This window comes from Paenibacillus sp. MABNR03 (assembly GCF_050455445.1).
In the GTDB taxonomy this organism is placed as follows: domain Bacteria; phylum Bacillota; class Bacilli; order Paenibacillales; family Paenibacillaceae; genus Paenibacillus; species Paenibacillus xylanilyticus.
The window spans coordinates 236333-254076 of the sequence record NZ_JBCIYR010000005.1; the positions used below are offsets into that span (position 1 = coordinate 236333).

General features: G+C 47.2%; 22 protein-coding genes and 1 other annotated feature. Of the genes, 11 read left to right on the forward strand and 11 right to left on the reverse strand.

Annotated elements, in window-relative coordinates; all coding sequences use genetic code 11:
- Positions 1-9: 9 nt before the first annotated feature.
- Positions 10-465 carry an ATPase gene (locus AAIH57_RS23980; RefSeq protein WP_175399212.1) on the reverse strand — a complete coding sequence of 152 codons (456 nt, stop codon included), beginning with the start codon at positions 463-465 and terminating at the stop codon, positions 10-12.
- 216 nt (positions 466-681) lie between these two features.
- Here AAIH57_RS23980 and AAIH57_RS23985 point away from each other — a divergent pair, with 216 nt between their 5' ends.
- On the forward strand, positions 682-1863 hold the full coding sequence (locus AAIH57_RS23985; RefSeq protein ID WP_175399211.1) for an MFS transporter: 1182 nt from the start codon (positions 682-684) through the stop codon (positions 1861-1863).
- Between the two features lie 165 nt (positions 1864-2028).
- A complete protein-coding gene (locus AAIH57_RS23990) occupies positions 2029-2376 on the forward strand; it encodes a toprim domain-containing protein (protein WP_175399210.1) in 348 nt (115 codons plus the stop codon).
- A 92-nt stretch (positions 2377-2468) separates the two neighbouring features.
- Here the strand turns inward: AAIH57_RS23990 and AAIH57_RS23995 are convergent, their stop codons facing one another.
- Both AAIH57_RS23995 and cyoE read right to left on the reverse strand, forming a co-directional pair.
- Entirely contained in the window at positions 2469-3080 is a 612-nt protein-coding gene (locus AAIH57_RS23995; protein ID WP_175399287.1) for an SCO family protein, read from the reverse strand.
- 265 nt (positions 3081-3345) lie between these two features.
- A complete protein-coding gene (gene cyoE, locus AAIH57_RS24000; RefSeq protein ID WP_430023247.1) occupies positions 3346-4275 on the reverse strand; it encodes a heme o synthase in 930 nt (309 codons plus the stop codon).
- Between the two features lie 259 nt (positions 4276-4534).
- On the opposite strand from cyoE, the gene AAIH57_RS24005 reads away from it, so the two are divergent.
- Positions 4535-5515: a metal-dependent hydrolase gene (locus AAIH57_RS24005; RefSeq protein ID WP_175399208.1), complete on the forward strand. Its 981-nt coding sequence runs from the start codon at positions 4535-4537 to the stop codon at positions 5513-5515.
- Positions 5516-5621: 106 nt separating this feature from the next.
- Here AAIH57_RS24005 and AAIH57_RS24010 read toward each other — a convergent pair whose 3' ends face one another.
- Positions 5622-5840, reverse strand: coding sequence for an alpha/beta-type small acid-soluble spore protein (locus AAIH57_RS24010; RefSeq protein WP_175399207.1), 219 nt, complete (start codon positions 5838-5840; stop codon positions 5622-5624).
- A gap of 118 nt (positions 5841-5958) precedes the next feature.
- Here AAIH57_RS24010 and AAIH57_RS24015 point away from each other — a divergent pair, with 118 nt between their 5' ends.
- The gene (locus tag AAIH57_RS24015; protein WP_175399206.1) at positions 5959-6156 is read left to right on the forward strand and encodes a hypothetical protein; all 198 of its coding nucleotides are present in this window, start codon (positions 5959-5961) and stop codon (positions 6154-6156) included.
- Between the two features lie 114 nt (positions 6157-6270).
- On the opposite strand, the gene trpS is transcribed toward AAIH57_RS24015, so the two are convergent.
- Positions 6271-7263, reverse strand: a complete 993-nt coding sequence (gene trpS, locus AAIH57_RS24020; protein ID WP_175399205.1) for a tryptophan--tRNA ligase — start codon at positions 7261-7263, stop codon at positions 6271-6273.
- 80 nt (positions 7264-7343) lie between these two features.
- Positions 7344-7589 (reverse strand) — a binding site (T-box leader).
- Positions 7590-7651: 62 nt separating this feature from the next.
- Here trpS and AAIH57_RS24025 point away from each other — a divergent pair.
- The 3 genes from AAIH57_RS24025 (at position 7652) to AAIH57_RS24035 (ending at position 9244) form a co-directional block, all read left to right on the forward strand.
- On the forward strand, positions 7652-7834 hold the full coding sequence (locus AAIH57_RS24025; RefSeq protein WP_175399204.1) for a hypothetical protein: 183 nt from the start codon (positions 7652-7654) through the stop codon (positions 7832-7834).
- Positions 7831-8808 carry an aldose 1-epimerase gene (locus AAIH57_RS24030; RefSeq protein ID WP_175399203.1) on the forward strand — a complete coding sequence of 326 codons (978 nt, stop codon included), beginning with the start codon at positions 7831-7833 and terminating at the stop codon, positions 8806-8808. The genes AAIH57_RS24025 and AAIH57_RS24030 overlap by 4 nt, the downstream gene beginning before the upstream one ends.
- Before the next feature lie 202 nt (positions 8809-9010).
- Positions 9011-9244 carry an alpha/beta-type small acid-soluble spore protein gene (locus tag AAIH57_RS24035; RefSeq protein ID WP_175399202.1) on the forward strand — a complete coding sequence of 78 codons (234 nt, stop codon included), beginning with the start codon at positions 9011-9013 and terminating at the stop codon, positions 9242-9244.
- A gap of 75 nt (positions 9245-9319) precedes the next feature.
- Here the strand turns inward: AAIH57_RS24035 and AAIH57_RS24040 are convergent, their stop codons facing one another.
- A complete protein-coding gene (locus tag AAIH57_RS24040) occupies positions 9320-9733 on the reverse strand; it encodes an O-methyltransferase (protein ID WP_413036847.1) in 414 nt (137 codons plus the stop codon).
- A gap of 318 nt (positions 9734-10051) precedes the next feature.
- Complete coding sequence (locus tag AAIH57_RS24045) at positions 10052-11851, reverse strand: M3 family oligoendopeptidase (RefSeq protein WP_430023249.1); 1800 nt, start codon at positions 11849-11851, stop codon at positions 10052-10054.
- A 129-nt stretch (positions 11852-11980) separates the two neighbouring features.
- On the opposite strand from AAIH57_RS24045, the gene AAIH57_RS24050 reads away from it, so the two are divergent.
- Both AAIH57_RS24050 and AAIH57_RS24055 read left to right on the forward strand, forming a co-directional pair.
- Positions 11981-12151: a YycC family protein gene (locus AAIH57_RS24050; RefSeq protein WP_175399199.1), complete on the forward strand. Its 171-nt coding sequence runs from the start codon at positions 11981-11983 to the stop codon at positions 12149-12151.
- Positions 12148-12381, forward strand: coding sequence for a hypothetical protein (locus AAIH57_RS24055; RefSeq protein WP_337034480.1), 234 nt, complete (start codon positions 12148-12150; stop codon positions 12379-12381). Before AAIH57_RS24050 ends, AAIH57_RS24055 begins: the two co-directional genes overlap by 4 nt.
- Positions 12382-12392: 11 nt before the next feature.
- Here the strand turns inward: AAIH57_RS24055 and AAIH57_RS24060 are convergent, their stop codons facing one another.
- Both AAIH57_RS24060 and AAIH57_RS24065 read right to left on the reverse strand, forming a co-directional pair.
- The gene (locus AAIH57_RS24060; RefSeq protein WP_430023250.1) at positions 12393-13124 is read right to left on the reverse strand and encodes a DUF2225 domain-containing protein; all 732 of its coding nucleotides are present in this window, start codon (positions 13122-13124) and stop codon (positions 12393-12395) included.
- A gap of 36 nt (positions 13125-13160) precedes the next feature.
- Positions 13161-13538, reverse strand: coding sequence for a globin (locus AAIH57_RS24065; RefSeq protein ID WP_095361226.1), 378 nt, complete (start codon positions 13536-13538; stop codon positions 13161-13163).
- Between the two features lie 567 nt (positions 13539-14105).
- Here AAIH57_RS24065 and ylbJ point away from each other — a divergent pair.
- Positions 14106-15362 carry a sporulation integral membrane protein YlbJ gene (ylbJ, locus tag AAIH57_RS24070; RefSeq protein WP_430023251.1) on the forward strand — a complete coding sequence of 419 codons (1257 nt, stop codon included), beginning with the start codon at positions 14106-14108 and terminating at the stop codon, positions 15360-15362.
- 105 nt (positions 15363-15467) lie between these two features.
- Positions 15468-16271: an NAD kinase gene (locus tag AAIH57_RS24075; protein ID WP_095292189.1), complete on the forward strand. Its 804-nt coding sequence runs from the start codon at positions 15468-15470 to the stop codon at positions 16269-16271.
- Between the two features lie 72 nt (positions 16272-16343).
- Here AAIH57_RS24075 and AAIH57_RS24080 read toward each other — a convergent pair whose 3' ends face one another.
- The gene (locus tag AAIH57_RS24080) at positions 16344-16739 is read right to left on the reverse strand and encodes a YutD family protein (RefSeq protein WP_430023252.1); all 396 of its coding nucleotides are present in this window, start codon (positions 16737-16739) and stop codon (positions 16344-16346) included.
- Positions 16740-16753: 14 nt separating this feature from the next.
- Positions 16754-17653: a lipoyl synthase gene (gene lipA / locus AAIH57_RS24085; protein WP_175399196.1), complete on the reverse strand. Its 900-nt coding sequence runs from the start codon at positions 17651-17653 to the stop codon at positions 16754-16756.
- Positions 17654-17744 lie beyond the last annotated feature (91 nt).

A 17744-nucleotide genomic window follows, 5' to 3' on the forward strand; every position in this document is an offset into this window, starting at 1 on the left:
CCCCCTTTTCTAAGAAGCTGGTGCTGTTATATTTCCTTTGGCCTGATCGACAAAAGTCCGTATCGTTTCATTGTCGAGATTCCATTCACCCAGTGAAATACCTCGGAAGGTCACATTGACCTTGTTCGACCCGGCTGTACCCTTAATTTCCACATTGGGACTCGTAATGGTAAATTGTCCATCCTGTCCTTTGGTGTAAGTTGCCTTGGAGGCCTCCTTCACCATCATGTTGGTCGCTTCCTTTTTCAATGTGTCCATCGTACTGGTCTGTACTTCTGATACCGTCTGTTTGATCTGATCGATGGAGATGCCGCTGTATATCAACAGAGCCGCAATAATGATGATGGCAATCGCCCATTTCAATACGGTTTTGACCACATTCAGAACAAAGAACAAAATGATCAGCGCAACGACGATCACCAGCCAGTTCTGCATCACAAACTCTTTGATTACTTCTATGTTCATGATTACACCTTCCGTATTAGAGTTAAGAAATCACACTTCCCGAATATTATACATGATTTCCGAACCCGCTGTCAGCTAAGCACTCCCTTGTAAAAATAAAGGTCTAAGTTCGTCCCGTTGAACGTACAAGTAGTACCATGAGGTTTTGCATGAAGAACGGGAAAACCATTTGACGACCTGGCATGAACATGCATCGTTTAACAAGGAGGGGCTTTTGTGAAAACGGCCATCTGGCTCTATCTATTTTTGTTTCTTGCTGTTTTTGATCTGCACGCCCAGTATCCCATCCTGACCCCCTTTGCGATTTCGCTCGGGGCTGCTCCCACCTTCATCGGGTGGATGATGGGCATCTACTCCTTGACACATCTTCCTGGTAATTTGATTGCCGGCACACAAATCGATAAACACGGCAGTCGGCGTTATATTGTGTTCAGTCTGCTCGGGGCCGGCATCATTTTACTGCTGCAAGCCCATATTCACACCCCCTGGCAGCTGCTTGCACTTCGCTCCATCAGTGGATTTGTGCTCGCTTTTCTGTCTCCGGCCTGTCTCGCTCTGCTTGCACAGCTGTCGACCAACCCCGTCACGCAGGGCAAATATATGTCGGGACATGGTGTCGTACATACGCTGGCGTCGGTCGTATCCCCTGCAGCAGGGGCCCTGATTGTTGGTGCTTTGGGATTTTCCGCTACCTTTGCGAGTCTTGGTTATCTGCTCATTTTGTCAGGAATGATTGCCTGGTTATCCATGCCGAAAGGGCTTGTTGATGTACAGCGTGAGAAGGAGACTGTTCCACCCAAGCCTTCTAACCTTGGCGGGAGCTCAAGCACATTTATTCCGGTCTCCTGGCGATACTTCGCGCTGCCACTTGTCATTGCTTGTGCCCAGGGCATTCTGTTTTTTGAATTGCCACTGCGGGGCGGAGGACACTCGTCCATGATGTCTACCGGTTTATTGTTTTCCGTCATTAGTGTTGGGGCCCTTCTCACCCTGAGCATGCTGTTTCTTAATCGCTATTCGCCCAAACTGCGTTTAACTGCAGGCGTGCTGCTGATGTCCCTCTGCTTCTTCACGCTCGCAGCCTTTCCGCAGATCCCACTGGCGGGTGTACTGTTTGTGCTGGGGATGTCCAAAGGAATTACCTTCCCAGCCATGGCTACCCTGTTCATCCGTTTAAGCGGAGGAAGCAAGCTCGGCCGTATTTTCTCGCTGCAATCCATCGCCACCTCGATTGGTTCCTTCATCGGTCCAATCGCTGCCGGGCAATTACGTATGGGGGTCTCGCCATATTTCATCGCATTCATTCTATTGATGGTTGGCATTCTGCTCCTTCCATACTTCACAAGCAGACGCGAAGCTTCCCTGTCTTCTACTGATCCGAATAGTGTCATGGGTTGAGGGCACCGAGAACGTAAGTCTCTTTTTTGACAGAACGACCTTGTATTTACCTTTGCTTTGCATCATTCCCCCAATTACAGCTACACTATATATAATCCAGTCGATTTTCGCTGCAACATTTCCCGGGGAATGTCGACACTAGCTCTCGAACAAGAGGTGAATACGATGCCTATTCATGTCATTGTGGAAGGTAAAAATGACCGCAGCAAGCTGAAGCGTCTCGTTGGGCCGGAAATCAACATATTGTGTACATTCGGCACTCTGAATTCGCTCAAGCTGGAGTCTCTGCGCAAACAGGTTGGTTATGATGAAGTGTATCTTTTTATGGATAATGACAGTTCAGGCAAAAAAATAAGAGGCGTGCTGCGGGATGCCTTCCCCGATGCAGTACAGATGTATACCAGACGTGGTTATGCGGGTGTGGAAGGAACGCCTGATGAATACATCATTGCCCAGTTGGAGAAGGCCGGATTGGAAGAGTATATTCAATACCCCGAACACCCATCATTTTAAAATCAACAAAGCGCCAAAAAGGCTGCTTACCGGTTATTTTACCAACCCGGCCAGCAGCCTTTGCTATGATTCAAATATGATGATAACAGCTATTATTCGTTGATTAGATTACGGATATCTTCTGCGATTACTGCAGGCTCGACATCTTCTGTATTAAATGCATTATACACCTTGCGCAGCTGATTGTTCTGATCGACTAGGCCAATCATGTTCATATGCGCAAAATCTTCCTTGCTTTCGCCTTCGATCAGGATCTGAAATGAATCCCTGGCGAGCTGCTTCGTTTTGTCCATATCCCCTCTTAGGAAATACCACCCGTCATAATCCGCGTGGAAGCGGTCCGCGAATTCCTTGATTTTCTCCTTCGTATCGACTTCAGGATCAAACGAAATCGAAACAAAGGACGCATCCTTGCCGAATGTATCATCTTCCTTCAACAAATCCTGCACCTGGGACAACGTAAACGTCGTAATTGGGCAGACGTCCGGACAACTGGTGAAGTAAAAATAGAACAGACGCACCTTGCCTTTGGTATCGTCAAGTGAGACGGTAGTTCCATCTACATTCTCCATGGAAAAGGATTGGATTTCCCGAATTTCGGGTAATTTCTCTTTGCTGGCAAACACGGTGCCCCACATGAGGTATACAGCCATAATCAGTGCGAGCCCCAGCAGCATCCAGGTCCATTTGTACTTTTTCAGCATCATCCTCGTCCTTTCTATACCTGCCAATATGAATACGCATACATAACTTGTTTGAAGTCCAAGCATTTTTATTCAGCATTTTGCATCATTCGATTCCACTCTGCCGGGGTGTCTGTCATGATTGAGGAAATAACCTGCTTCTTTTTCTTTGCACTGCATATGTATACGAAGAACCCCATCGACAATGGGACTCTACCATATTGTAACCGTTCTGGATGCAGATGCCCAAGCATTTATTTTGCATGTTCCCCTGACGGTATTCCAGTTATTTATGAACGGTATCCAGAATCATCAGGATGAAGCTGAGAGACAGATAATTAATGGAGTAAAGGAATACCTTTTTGGCCCAGGCGTCCGTATTTTGTGCACGGAAACCTTTGAGTGCGTAGTACAACCACAGTACGGACAGAACCAGGGACACCGTCAAATAAAAAATACCGGCATAGCCATACGCATACATCAGAATGGGCACAAAAATTTGCAAAACCAGATAAGGAATCATTTGAATCTTGGTCCGCTTAATGCCCTTTACAACTGGCAAGAGTGGAAATCCACCTGCCCGATAATCTTCAACCCGGCGAATGGCAAGCGCCCAGAAGTGCGGAGGCTGCCACAGAAACAACATGGCGAGAAGCAGCCATGCACCTAAATCCAGACGTCCCGTTACTGCGACATAACCGATGACAGGCGGCATGGCACCTGACAAACCCCCAATGGATGTGCTCCATGTCGAAGAACGTTTTAACCAGAGAGTGTAAATAATAACATAGACAAACATGCCAAAAATACCGCATAATCCGGCAAGTATACCCGAAAAAGCAAACAGAACGGTTAATCCCAACACGCCCAAAATAATGGCATAGGAAAGAACCACTTTCGGTGTTAAACGCCCTGTTGGCAGGGATCGGTTGCGGGTACGTTCCATTTTCAAATCAAGCTCGCGATCAAAATAATTGTTGAATACACAAGAAGAAGCCATAACAAGCGCCGTTCCGAGCAAGGTTAGCAGCATCTTAACCATGTTGATATCCCACTGGGATGCCAGCCAAAAACCACCAAAAACAGCAATAAGATTGGTCCGGAGTATTCCCGGTTTGGTAATGTGAATAAAGTCTTTCCACGATCCCGACTTGGTCGGAGGCGAGGTTAATGTTGCGGAATCGGAAGAAGCCTGGTATCTCAACTGATTATCCACGCTTGGAAATCCCCCTTAATTCTCGTGTTTGGAGGTCTCTCTTTTTGCCTCCGATATAAAGTTTATCATAGGAAAATGGCAAAGAGTATGACAATGCTCGTACAAATGTCAGTCAAAATGGAACTCATATGACATCTTTTTGGTTTTTTTTGCGGATTTTGCTTCAGGGCAGGCGGATAATATACACTATATATGGGTATCACCTAGATAGAGAATCATTAATATGATGAAATTGATCTACACCACAAAGGAGACGTTTATGGATACTTCTACACATTTTGTCATGGGTATCGGTTTGGCAGGTCTTGCTTATGTTGATCCTGTCGTGGCTTCCAGCCCCATGCTCGCGGCTGCCGTAATGGTGGGTACCATCGCTGGCTCCCAGGCCCCTGATATTGATACAGCGTTGCGTCTCAAAAGTAATTCACTGTACATCCGAAATCACCGGGGCATGTCCCATTCACCGCCTTTTCTCCTGCTGTGGGTTTTACTCATTACGGGGGTTATAGCACTGATTTTCCCGGCTGTTCCCATTGGACACGTCGCTGCCTGGACAGCTGTAGCTGTGGGTGTGCATGTCTTCACTGATCTGTTCAACACATATGGAACCCAGGCGGCAAGGCCATTTACAGAACGCTGGATTGCCTGGAACATCATTCATATTTTTGATCCGTTTCTGTTTACTTCGCATGTGGTAGCAATCCTGCTGTGGGCCTTTGATTTGGCAGCCCCCGCACCGTTGTTCGTTTCACTGTATATCGTTATTGCTCTCTATTATGTATGGCGTATTGTTGCGCATGCCCAGGCTGTTGCCAAAGTAAAAAGACTGGATAACAGCAAACCGGCACTTCGTTATATCGTCATCCCAACGATATCCTGGAACCGGTGGCATGTGGTGAAGCATTTTGCAGATGACAGTTATGAAATTGGAAAAATGGATGGTTCGGAGCTGACATGGCATTTGCATGCCTCCTCTTCCACTCATGCAGCCGTAGCGGCCTCACGCAAATCACCTGAGGTAAATGCCTTTCTTTACTTCACTTCCTATGCGGTTGCAGAGGTAGAAGAGCTGCCAGCTGGATACAAAGTTCGCTGGGCGGACGTTCGTTATCGTCACCGCAAGCAGTATCCGTTTGTCGCCGTGGTCGTGATGGACCGCAATTTTGAAACCATTGATACGTATGTAGGCTGGTTAAGTGATGAGAAAATGGATAAAAAACTTTTATCCGCCCGCTCTTGACGGGAAGGACTGCGGGAGGCACAATCAGACATAGGAACTGTTGCGCGAAAAACCCGGAGCGTTTCCGCTCCGGGCTTTTGTTTTGTTGCTGTCTTGTTATGATGAATTATTTGCCAGACCCAGCAAGAGACTGCTCAGCAAGTTGTACCAGACGTTTGGTGATGTAACCACCCAGAGATCCTGTTTCACGGGAAGTGTAGTTACCGTAGTAACCGTCTTGTGGGATTGTTACACCCAGTTCTTGTGCAGCTTCCATTTTCAATTGTTGCAGTGCTGCAGTTGCTTGAGGTACCACCAAGTTGTTAGAACGAGATCCTTGAGCCATATTTAAAATCTCCTTTCAATCTGTGTCTGTAATGTATTGCAAGCTTGCAAGATTATTATGGCTCGCACGCTTCAGGTTATGCGGAGATTCATTAAATTTGTGATGGAGGTTTTTCCCAATGAGCAAAGGTTTATCCCTATGGTTTGCATTTTCCTCGATTGTTTTGTTAACGGTTTCAGCGATATCGATTTCTTATAACGGCTGGCTGGCCTCGCTCCTGTTTATTCTGTCCATTGCCAATATCGGCTGGGGATTCGTTATTCGTGCCAAAAAGGAACGTCAGGAAGTACGCTCCACATCCGAATCAACATCCTGAACAGGAGCCATCATCTTTCTATTCGAAACAACAAAGAGAGGAGCCACTGGCTCCTCTCTTTGTATCTAAACATTTACCTCATGAAGTTTTCCAATAATCTCTATCTTCGGGTGCTTACACTGTACGTCTAGGAACAAATCCCATACGATCTTTCACATCATGAAGAGTTTTAGCTGCGACCGTTTCGGCGCGGCGTGCTGAATTATCCAGAATCTCGGCCAACTCGCCGGACTCACGAATTTCGCGATAACGTTCCTGCAGCGGTTCAATCACGGATACAACCACTTCAGCCAGTTCTTTTTTGAACGGACCATACATTTTACCCTCATAACGTTCTGCCACTTCATTCAGGGTGATCCCTGCACATTCTGCATAGATACTCATCAGGTTGCTGACCTCAGGCTTGTTAGCCGGATCATAGACCACTTCACGACCGGAATCCGTTGTAGCCCGGCTGATCTTTTTGCGGATCACATCCGGTGGATCCAACAAAGCAATATAGCTGCCTGCATTGGGATTACTTTTACTCATTTTCGAAGAAGCGTCATCCAGAGACATCACGCGTGCTCCCACCTGTGGAATATAAGGATCCGGAATCGTAAAGTATTCCCCATAACGGTGGTTAAAACGACCTGCCAGGTCACGTGTGAGTTCCAAATGCTGTTTCTGGTCTTCGCCCACAGGTACAAGATCCGCATTGTACAGCAAAATGTCAGCAGCCATTAATGACGGATATACAAACAAACCCGCACCAACGGAGTCTTTGCCTGACGATTTGTCCTTGAACTGGGTCATCCGCTCAAGTTCCCCCATTGATGTCAGTGTGGTCATCAACCATCCGAGTTCCGCATGCTGGGGAACATGGGATTGCAGAAACACATTGGATTTGGACGGATCGATTCCCGCGGCTAAAAACAGAGCTGCCACTGCTTCGGACTGTTCACGCAGTGCGGCTGGCTCCTGAGCCACAGTTACTGCATGCAGATCCACTACCATGAAATGACATTGATAGTCGTGCTGCAGCTTCACAAAGTTCTTGATTGCACCAATGTAGTTGCCCAGCGTGAGTTTACCGCTCGGCTGAATTCCAGACAATACCGTTTTCATATGTCGTACGCCCTCCTAATTTAACATTCAAATTTACCCGGTCCTTGAATTCTCCGCGGACGCAAAAAGGCCTCACATCCGCAAGGGACGTGAGACCGTGGTGCCACCCTTATTCGTGTTTTTCCATTCGCAAAAACACCTTCATTTTCCCGTAACGTGGAATAGACGTCCCATTCTACTGAGGTTCGCTTGGTATATCACAAGCTTCACCTGTTCCAATCGGCACTCAAGGGCCCATTCGGTTAAGAGTTCACACCGGTTCGCATCACCCACCGGCTTTCTGAAGAGTTTTCTCCTGACGTACTTGTCCCTGTCATCGCTTTAATTGAATTCATAAGTGATTGCTATCTGAATTCCATCTTAATGCGCTTCACGCAGATTGTCAAAAATGGAATCAGCTTTTTTTACCCACCAAGCCGAAATCTGTTATGATGGAATTGCTTATCCTGTTTCAGCCCTCGATCTGAAGGCTGTATGGGATTGCTGGCATGTACTCAATGACACGCCTGCGGCGGAGCATGACAAGCCGCCTGCAGACAGATTTCAAGTGGGAAAAGGAGCATCGATATGAAACAAGTGACCAAAGGCCAATGGAATGGTTACGACACGTATATCCTACATAGCCGTGAATTGGAGATCACTCTGCTGCCGCGTCTAGGAAATAATATCATCTCGATTCGTGATCTGGTACAGGATCGTGATGTCGTTCGCAGTCCTGAAGAAGATGAGTTAGCATTTTATCTGCAGAAACCATATCACTTCGGCGTTCCGCTTCTGGTTCCACCGGGGCGCATTCATCGCGGACGCTTCGAGTACGAAGGGGTTCAATACCAGTTCGATCAGAATACGGCAAATGACAACCATATTCACGGTCTCCATCGCACCCAATCCTGGTGTGTCAGCGACATTGAAGAAGATGAAGAAGGCTGTGCCATTACTACCGAATTGCTGACTGCAAATGAAGAGCACTGGATGGCGCAATTTCCGGTGCCACTGAAACTCGAAATGACGTTCAGACTGCAAAATTCCGTGCTGAGCCAGCGTCTTCGTGTAACCAACCTGGGGTCCACTCCCGCTCCGTTTGGAATGGGATATCATACATGGTTCCTGCTAGACGGCAAGCCTGCCGAATGGACACTGCAATTGCCTGTCTCGGGCGTGTACGCTCAGAACGAAGAACAGCTGCCTACGGGCGAGCTTGAACCTCTTGGTGAATGGGAATCCTTAAACGAAGGAATGAATATGCAGGGACGCAATTGGGATACGATCCTAAAAGCAACTGAGGGGCAGGCGGCTACCGCAACACTTCGTCGTCAAGATGGATATGTGCTGAACTATTCAGCAGATGAACAGTATTTTAAGCACTGGGTTCTCTTTACCAAAGGTGAATCCGATCAGTTTCTGTGCATTGAGCCCTACACTTGGCTCTCGGATGCCCCGAATCTTCCTCTGACGGACAAACAGACCGGGTTAATTCGTCTGGAACCTGAGCAGCCTGTTGAACTTCTCACCCGTATTGAGGTTATGGCTCCCGCTGCCGAGTAGTAACCTTTAAATCTTATATGAGTATTGCATTGGAACACTCATAATATTTACCTAATAAACAATGTAGCCGATCCTGTCTGGATCGGCTTTTTTCATGTTATTCAGCCATTCTAAATCCCATTTTTTCCCTTACGCCATATCACGTATATTTCTTCATTCTCTAACCATACTAACATCACCAAGCCATAAGGAGGTGACACACATGTACGGAGGTCAAAACAGAGGTAGCGGAAGCCGTTCCAATAACCTGGTTGTTCCTCAAGCAACTGCAGCATTGCAACAATTGAAAATGGAAGCTGCACAAGAGCTGGGTGTAACAATTCCACAAGACGGATACTATGGTAACTACACTTCCCGTGAGACAGGTTCTCTGGGTGGATACATTACTAAACGTCTGGTACAAATCGCTGAGCAACAATTGTCTGGTCGTTCTTAAGCTCGGACTAATGCTTGGATGATTTGAAGCCAAAGCGGCCTTCTCCGGAAGGCCGCTTTTGGCATGTCTGCATGATTAAGAAGTCGACTCCATTCCGGATTCCATGTATGTATTTGTTCTAGGGTAACGAATCATGAGATTAGCCATGTTGTAATTCGATTCCATCGTTGCATCCACCAAAATCATGCCCTGTCTCACTGTAAAGTCATACGAAATCTCCCCATGGGTCCAGTTCCGCTTAAATTTCAGCGTTTCCAGCGCCATAACGCGGAATGATGATCGCTGGCTTTCACTTAATCCCTGATCTTCCACTTCCATCTGTCCATCCCGCCCAGTTATCGGATTATGTCGAATACCGAACTTTCCAATTACATTATTGCGTATTTGCACAAAAACAACACCTGAGTCCAACCCTGCTAATTCCTTATCAAGCTCTTTAAACACTAAATCCAATTGTCGTGCTAATGAAAGCTGGTCAATTTTCACCATTTCACTCCTCCTTTATGCACTTTGTCCTATAAAACAAGGACTTACGACTCATTATATGACAACATATATACTCATTCAACAAAACTAAACAAACTTGGGTATTTATTACTATAATTTGCACAATTAATTGCCAATCCCCTGCTTTAAAACGAGCTAATCCTCTATAATACGACAAAATCTCTGAATCCAAATAATTAACAGTATAATCAAAGAGAGCTGCATCCACATGTCGGTTAACACGTGATGCAGCTCTCTTTTTCATGTAACAGAGTATTATTCAACTCGATTAAAATGATTGGGTATTGTTGATTGCATTTGTCACTTGGCGGCTGCGGTCATTTCAAGGAATTGCTCAATATCGGCAATAACCAAATCAGCAGCATTTTGCCAGAAGTCAGGTTGTGTCAGATCTGTGCCCAGATGTTTCTGAGCAAGCTCTTCTACCGTCATTCGCCCGGTATCCCGCAGCAAATCATCGTATTTATCTGCGAAGGCTGGGCCTTCCTGCTGCGCTCTGGCGTATATGCCTGCACTAAACATGTAACCGAATGTGTATGGGAAGTTGTAGAATGGTACACCCGTCAAATAAAAATGCAGTTTGGATGCCCAGAAATGAGGGTGATCCGATGCAAGTACACCACAGAATGCTTCCTGCTGAGCTTCTACCATTAATTTGGAAAGTTCATCTGCATTCACCAAGCCTTTTTTGCGTTGTTCATAGAATCGATTCTCAAACAGGAATCGGGCATGGATATTCATGAAGAACGCAACGCTGCGCTGAATCTTATCTTCCAGCAGGGCCAGCTTTTCCTGTTCATCGGCTGCAGCCTGCACCAATGCATCGGCAACAATAAGCTCGGCAAACGTGGAGGCGGTCTCTGCCACATTCATGGCATAACGTTGATTCAGTGCAGGAAGTTCTTCCATAATATGCTGATGATAGCCATGACCCAGCTCATGTGCAAGTGTAGACACGTTCGACGGCGTTCCGGAGAACGTCATGAAAATGCGGGTAGCTTTGCTCAGCGGCAATGAAGTACAGAATCCGCCTGGACGCTTGCCTGGACGGTCTTCGGCTTCAATCCACCGTTTCTCGAATGCCATCTCGGCAAATTTAGAGAGCTTTGGACTGAATTTGGCAAACTGTTCAACAATATTGATCGCTGCCTCATCATATGTTACTTTACCAACCGACTTGCCTACAGGTGCATCGATATCACTCCAGCTGAGCTTATCCACACCAAGCAGCTGTGCCTTACGCTCCAGATATTTTACAAGTGCAGGTTTAGCTCCGTTAATGACATCCCACATCGTATCCAGCGTCTGGCGTGACATTCGGTTAATCGCTAGCGGCTCCTTCAGAATGTCGTCCCAGCCACGATTCTCATATAATTTGAGACGGAATCCTGCAAGGTGATTTAGTGTGTCAGCACAGAAGTCTTCAACGTCCGTCCATGCCTTCTCCCAGCTCGCAAATACCGTTTCACGCACATCGCGGTCACTGTCGCTCAGCTTGTTGGCAGCCTGTCCTGCAGACAGCATGATAGTCTCACCATTTTGTTCAAACGGAATGTTTACCTTGCTGACAATGGTATTATAGAACTTGCCCCAGCCATGATACCCATCGACACCCAGATCCAGCGCAAGACCTTCCAGTTCAGGCGACAGCTTCTCACGAGCCTGTGTACGGCTCTCATTCAGTACAAAAGCCAAGGGCTTGATCTCTTCACGTGCAATCCACTTCTCCCATACGTCATCTGTCGTCTTGCTGAGGAGATTGTCGAATCTGGACTTGCTGCTATTCAGCATAGCCGCGAGAGAACTTATGGAGCCTTGAAGCTGCGTAGCCTTCTTATCCTTCTGATTTTGCGACGAAAGACAAGACACAAACGCAGAGCCTTCCGAAACGCGGATATAACAGCTTTGCAGCAATTCCAAGATCTTGTCGAACGCGTAAGTTTCTTCAACGGTTTTTGGTGCAGAAGTTTCGATCAAAAGGGTTTGCAGTTTGCGTACATCCTGTTCGAGCTCAATCAAGTACGCCGCGAATGATTCGGAGGAAGAACCTCCACTAAAAATGGACTCCAGATCCCAAACGGGTTTTAATGGTGTTTTCATTTAATAAGGCACCTCTCTTTTTTGGATTCAAGGATTCGAACGAAAAGACTTCAATTAAAACTGGTTTTATGAGTGCTCTATCTCTATACTAGAGAAATAGTTCAAGCCATTTTTCAGGAGGTAAATGTGATGAAACCTTTACAAATATCGGCTGACACAGCCGTCAAATTAGCAGAATCCCTTGGCGTACCCCTCGAGCATCTGATGCACATGCCCCAGCACATCCTGCTGCAGAAGATTGCCGAATTGGCCAAAGAAGAAGCGTCCAAATCAACCCCTGCGGAAGGCGAGCAGGAATGATTCCTTTTGAGAACAGCTGGCCCTATGATATTGTCATGGGGGACATTTATGTACAGCAATGCCCGTTCTGCCAAGCAAGCAATGTGCTGCTGCCCCTCAAACCGAGAGAGCTTATACGCATTCGTGAAGGCAAAAAGAAATTGCTGGTCTTTCCTTGTTGTAACGGCAGTATGACCGTTATTGATAACGACAGTGATTATCTGCTATCCAGTAAGCCTGTCCGCAAATAATTGCATATGACTTAAAGGGGGCTGCGCTTAGCAGCCTCTTTGTCTGCTTCAATCATTTCTTCAGGCAGCTCCATCTTGCCGGAAATCATCTGTTCCCTCAGCAGCGCCCACTGCTCCCTGGACGCTCGAATCATGGCCGCATCCGTGATCCGCTTATCATGAATAACACGTCCAAACCATTTGACTGCCTCGTGGAAATGGCCTGCTCTGCGATTCAATTCTCCAAGCAGATACAGCAATCTGGCCTCATTGCTCCCAGCACCCTCGCGCTCGAACACTCTTACATAGGCTTCCAGACTAAATTCCAGAAAACGACGTTCCTGCTCATGGTCTTCCCGGTAACGATACAACCAGGCGATGTGATGCAGCAGCCCCGCAACCACGCGATCTTTCTCCTGTATCACCTGCGCACATAGCAGACCCAGCTTGTAAGTAGCCAATGCCTGATCCAGTGTCCGAGCACCGCTGTAGTCCCGTTTCTCCCAACGATTGCCGATCTGATCCTTGAAGGCCTGTCGCTGCTTGTCAGTCAGTTTATCGGTTGAGTTCTCTGTCGAAGCAAACCCGCATTCAGGACAGATCCGAACGACATAGAAATCCGGATTTTCCAGTTTGTAGTAGGCACAAAAATCGGAATCCGTCCGATAAGGCCGCTTCAAGCTCGGTCTTACTCTGGACGTTTCAAACTCGGTCTCGCAATAATGACATGTTACTTTCACCTTATACAGAGGCTCTAATTCCACTCGTTCCATCCCTCTCCCGTTATCCTGTTATCGAAGTTACGGCGTGTTTACAAAATGATGTGCCGGCCCCGACAAACGCTGCAGGACAAATGAATGCAACGGCTCTTCCACACCGATCTGTGTCAACGCTTGATCCATACATGCGAGCCAGGCGTGTGCCCGTTCCACTGTCACTTCAAAATGCATATGGCGGGCACGCATCATCGGGTGACCATATGCCTCGGAGAACAATGCTGGCCCACCGAAAAATTGAGACAAAAACATGTATTGCTTATCCATGACCGGCTGTATATCCTCTGGAAAAAGGGGAGCCAGTTGTTCATTTTGCTGGACAATGGGGTAAAAGGCTTCCACTAATGCCCGAACACCTTGTTCTCCGCCCAGATTTTCATAAATGCTCAAATTGGGATTCATTCGTCTAAACCCTCACTAGTCGTGTCGAATTTTGTCATATATTACACTCCTATGCTTAAATGTGAAATCAAAATCAAGATCAGGCTGTAATCACCTTTATCCTCATTCTATCAAAAAAATCCCAAAAGTCCTATCTAACATCAGCAAGTCAATGCCCTCTTCGGGTATTTCCTTCTAGAGCCAACGCACTTCGGAAGACACAAAAAAAGCGCCAAACGAAAGGTTGGCGCACTACATATCCCATTAATAACTTCGCCAGTCCTCTTCTTCAGAGCGTACAAGCGAGGCACGTATCACATAGACAAAAGCACAGACCAGGATTCCGGTGACAAGACTCATATCATCACTCCATCCGAATTGAATTTCACCCTTTGGACAAATAGGTGACGTTCAGGCGTTTTTTTCATTTTAGCATACATCCTTTAAAAATACAGCCTCTTTTGCAAGCGCTTACTACATATTAATTTGTACTGTTTGTCCGCGTTTACTCATATATTGATGGCACAAGCGACACTCACGGAGGCAAGCTTAACGACCATTATTTTATTAAATAAAGGAGAGGTATACATGGCTTCCTCATCATTTAGACTCACCCATGTCCTGATTATACTCGCTCTCCTGGTTCTCTGTTTTCTTATGGTCCTGTTTCCGGCAGAAACCTGGCATGCAGGTGTACGAGGGCTCTCCATCTGGTGGGATGTGTTATTCCCCTCCCTTTTTCCCTTTTTGGTTCTTTCTGAGCTGCTGCTCGGTTTCGGCATCGTCCATTTTCTCGGTACTCTGCTAAATCCGCTCATGCGTCCGCTGTTTCGGGTTCCGGGAAGCGGAGGCTTTGTATTTGCAGTCAGCTGCGCTTCTGGCTATCCGACAGGTGCGAAATTAACCGCGCAGCTATGGGACCAAAAGCTGGTCACCCGGGAAGAAGGCGAGCGACTCGTGGCGTTCACCACTTCATCTGACCCCATCTTCATGATCGGTGCAGTGTCCGTTGGTTTCTTTCAAAATGTAGCCGTCGCTCCCGTTCTGGTCGCTTCTCACTACGCTGCTGCCTTTATCGTTGGTCTGCTCATGCGTTTTCATGGACGGACCACGGATTCATCAGCCCAATACCCTACTCCTTCTACCGCCTCCGGGCAACCGAAGGGCAACCGACTGCTTCAGGCCATTCATGCCATGCATCAGGCACGAATGGCGGATGGACGGGCATTTGGTGAATTGCTGCGTCAGGCTGTCTCCTCATCCCTTCGCCTTATTATTATCGTAGGAGGGCTTGTCGTATTCTTCTCGGTCATAATGGAGCTGCTTGTACAGACCGGATGGCTTGGCCAACTGTATCGAATGACCGAACAACTGCTCACGTGGATGAACCTGCCGCCTGCGCTGTCGCAAAGCCTCGTGGGTGGTTTGTTTGAAGTGACTCTGGGAGCCAAGGAAGCCGGCGGAGCTGGTACAGCAGTCCCTCTCGTATATAAGGCTGCCGCTGCTGCATTTGTTTTGTCCTGGGGCGGACTGTCGGTGCATGCCCAGATTATGAGTATACTTAGCAACACACCGATGAGATATGGGCCATTTCTGTTTGCCAGAGCTATTCATGCCCTTATCGCACCTGTACTTGTCATATTACTATGGGTACCCATCATGGGTGGATCGATAAAACCCGTCATGAGTGATTCTGGTGCTCTCCCCCACGATATGTCTTTATACTCACCAGATGCGGGACAGATTGTATTTTCGGGATTGGCGGTTCTTGTAGGTGTGCTGCTCGTCTTGTTGTTCTTTTCCCTGCTTCGTACCCTTCTCATCCGTGGACGGTTCCAAAAATAAGCCCCGAGGTTCATCTATATTTCAAATGAATATCAATCCAACGTTGTGTTCTGCTCTGGAATTGATTATCATCGGTAATATAATGACCACAAAGGAGCTTTCATCTTGAGATACTATGTTCAAGACCGCGGAGACCAGTTATCGATTGATCTGAGTCAGCAGTTTCATGCGCTGGCGAAGGAAGAAGGGTTCAAGCTGGATGCAGAATCGCCGGAGATTGTCATCTCCATCGGGGGCGATGGTACAATGCTGCAGGCATTTCACAATTTCATCGACCGGATCCCGGACATTGCTTTTGTTGGGGTTCATACAGGCCATCTCGGCTTCTATGCCGACTGGAAGAAGGACGAACTGCAGGAACTTGTAAGACTGATGAGTGGCAAAGGTGATCCCGAACGACTCAAACCCCGGATTGTAGAGTATCCATTGCTGGAGCTTGAGATTCGTAAAAAGTCGGGCAATACCTCCTATATTGCCTTGAATGAATTTACGTTAAAAGGTGTGGACGGTACTGTCGTTGCCCAAGTCGACATTAATGACGTGACCTTTGAGATGTTTCGGGGTGACGGGATCTGCGTCTCCACGCCTTCAGGCAGTACAGCCTACAACAAGGCACTGGGGGGTGCCATGGTGCATCCCACCATCGAGGCTATACAGATTGCCGAGATTGCTTCGATTAATAACCGCGTCTACCGGACGCTTGGTTCACCGGTTATTTTGCCCAAACATCATCACTGCGACATTTTCTCACGTAAGGATCAACGGCTGCTGCTCACCATTGATCATGTGAATGTCATGGTGGAAGATCTCATTTCCGTACGTTGTCAGGTAGCGAGTCACAAGGTAAGCTTTGCCCGGTATCGTCCCTATCCGTTCTGGAACCGGGTTCGCACTGCCTTTTTGGACTAGCCTGGATCAGGAACAAGCTCAATTACTTTCAAAGGTATACACATTAATAAGCATAGAAAAAAGCGGCCCTTCTCAGGAGCCGCTTTTTGCTTTGACTTGAGGTTGCTCTTTGCTCTTTTGAAGTACAAAGTAAGCACAGCCAAAGTTGCAATATTCATTAATATAATCCACCATGCTTGAGATTGTGGAATCCTTCGTGGCTTTCGGATGGTTGTCCCGGTAAAAGCCTTTTAGCCGCAACTGGCTGTAACCCCAGTCTCCGATAATATAATCGTAGCGCTCCAGTACTTCACTGTAACGGTCACGGAAAACTTCCGGATTCCAGCCTTCTTTGTGGTTCTGCACGATTTCATAATTTTTCCCGTTCACTTGAACGATGATCTTTTCCTGTGGTTTATCCTGTAATTTATCCTGAGATTGATCCTGGAGTGCATCCTGAACCTGCTCAGTGCTTTTTTCTTCTTCCAATCCAGTGTCCTCCATTATGCGTGTGTTGCCGCCTGCTCCGCATGTTTTGCAGCAGATTTGACCTGTTCATGCGCATGGTAGGAACTGCGCACCATCGGGCCGGATTCGACGTGGCTGAATCCACGCTTCAGTCCTTCCTGCTTCAATGCAGCGAACTCTTCTGGCGGATAATATTTCTCAACAAACAGATGTTTCTCCGAAGGCTGCAAGTATTGACCAATAGTCATGATATCACAATCCACGGCACGGAGATCATCCATCGTTTGCAAAATTTCCTGATATTCCTCGCCCACGCCTAACATGATGCTGGACTTGGTCGGGATGTTTGGCTGCATCTCTTTGGCACGGGCAAGCAATTCCAGAGAACGCTTGTATTTGGCCTTGGCTCTGACTTTGTCCGACAGTCGCTCCACCGTTTCAATGTTGTGATTCAGAATGTCAGGTTTGGCATCCATCACAATTTTCAGGGATTCCCGATCACCCAGGAAGTCCGGAATCAACACTTCCACACTGCACAAAGGCAAACGGCGGCGAACTGCCTTCACCGTCTCGGCAAAGATGGTCGCTCCCCCATCCTTCAAATCGTCACGAGCGACGCTTGTAATCACGCAATGCTGCAGATTCATTTGTTCCGCCGCTTCCGCCACGCGTTCTGGTTCCTGCAAATCAAGCTCCGTCGGCAAGCCGGTATTTACCGCGCAAAAACGGCATGCCCGTGTGCAAATGTCGCCCAAAATCATAAAAGTAGCTGTTCGATTGGCCCAGCATTCGTAAATATTTGGGCATCGTGCTTCCTCACATACTGTATGCAGCGTTTTGGAACGCATCATCGTTTTCATTTCCTGATAGTTATCGCCGGTTGTCAATTTGATCCGAATCCAGTCCGGTTTCGGTTCCTTAACACGTTTAGCCAATGCGTAAACCCTCTTTCTAATGAAGTTAGGCTGTTGCTCGGAACATATTATACCATGAAAGCGTTGGAAAAACTCCCATTTGTCACATCTT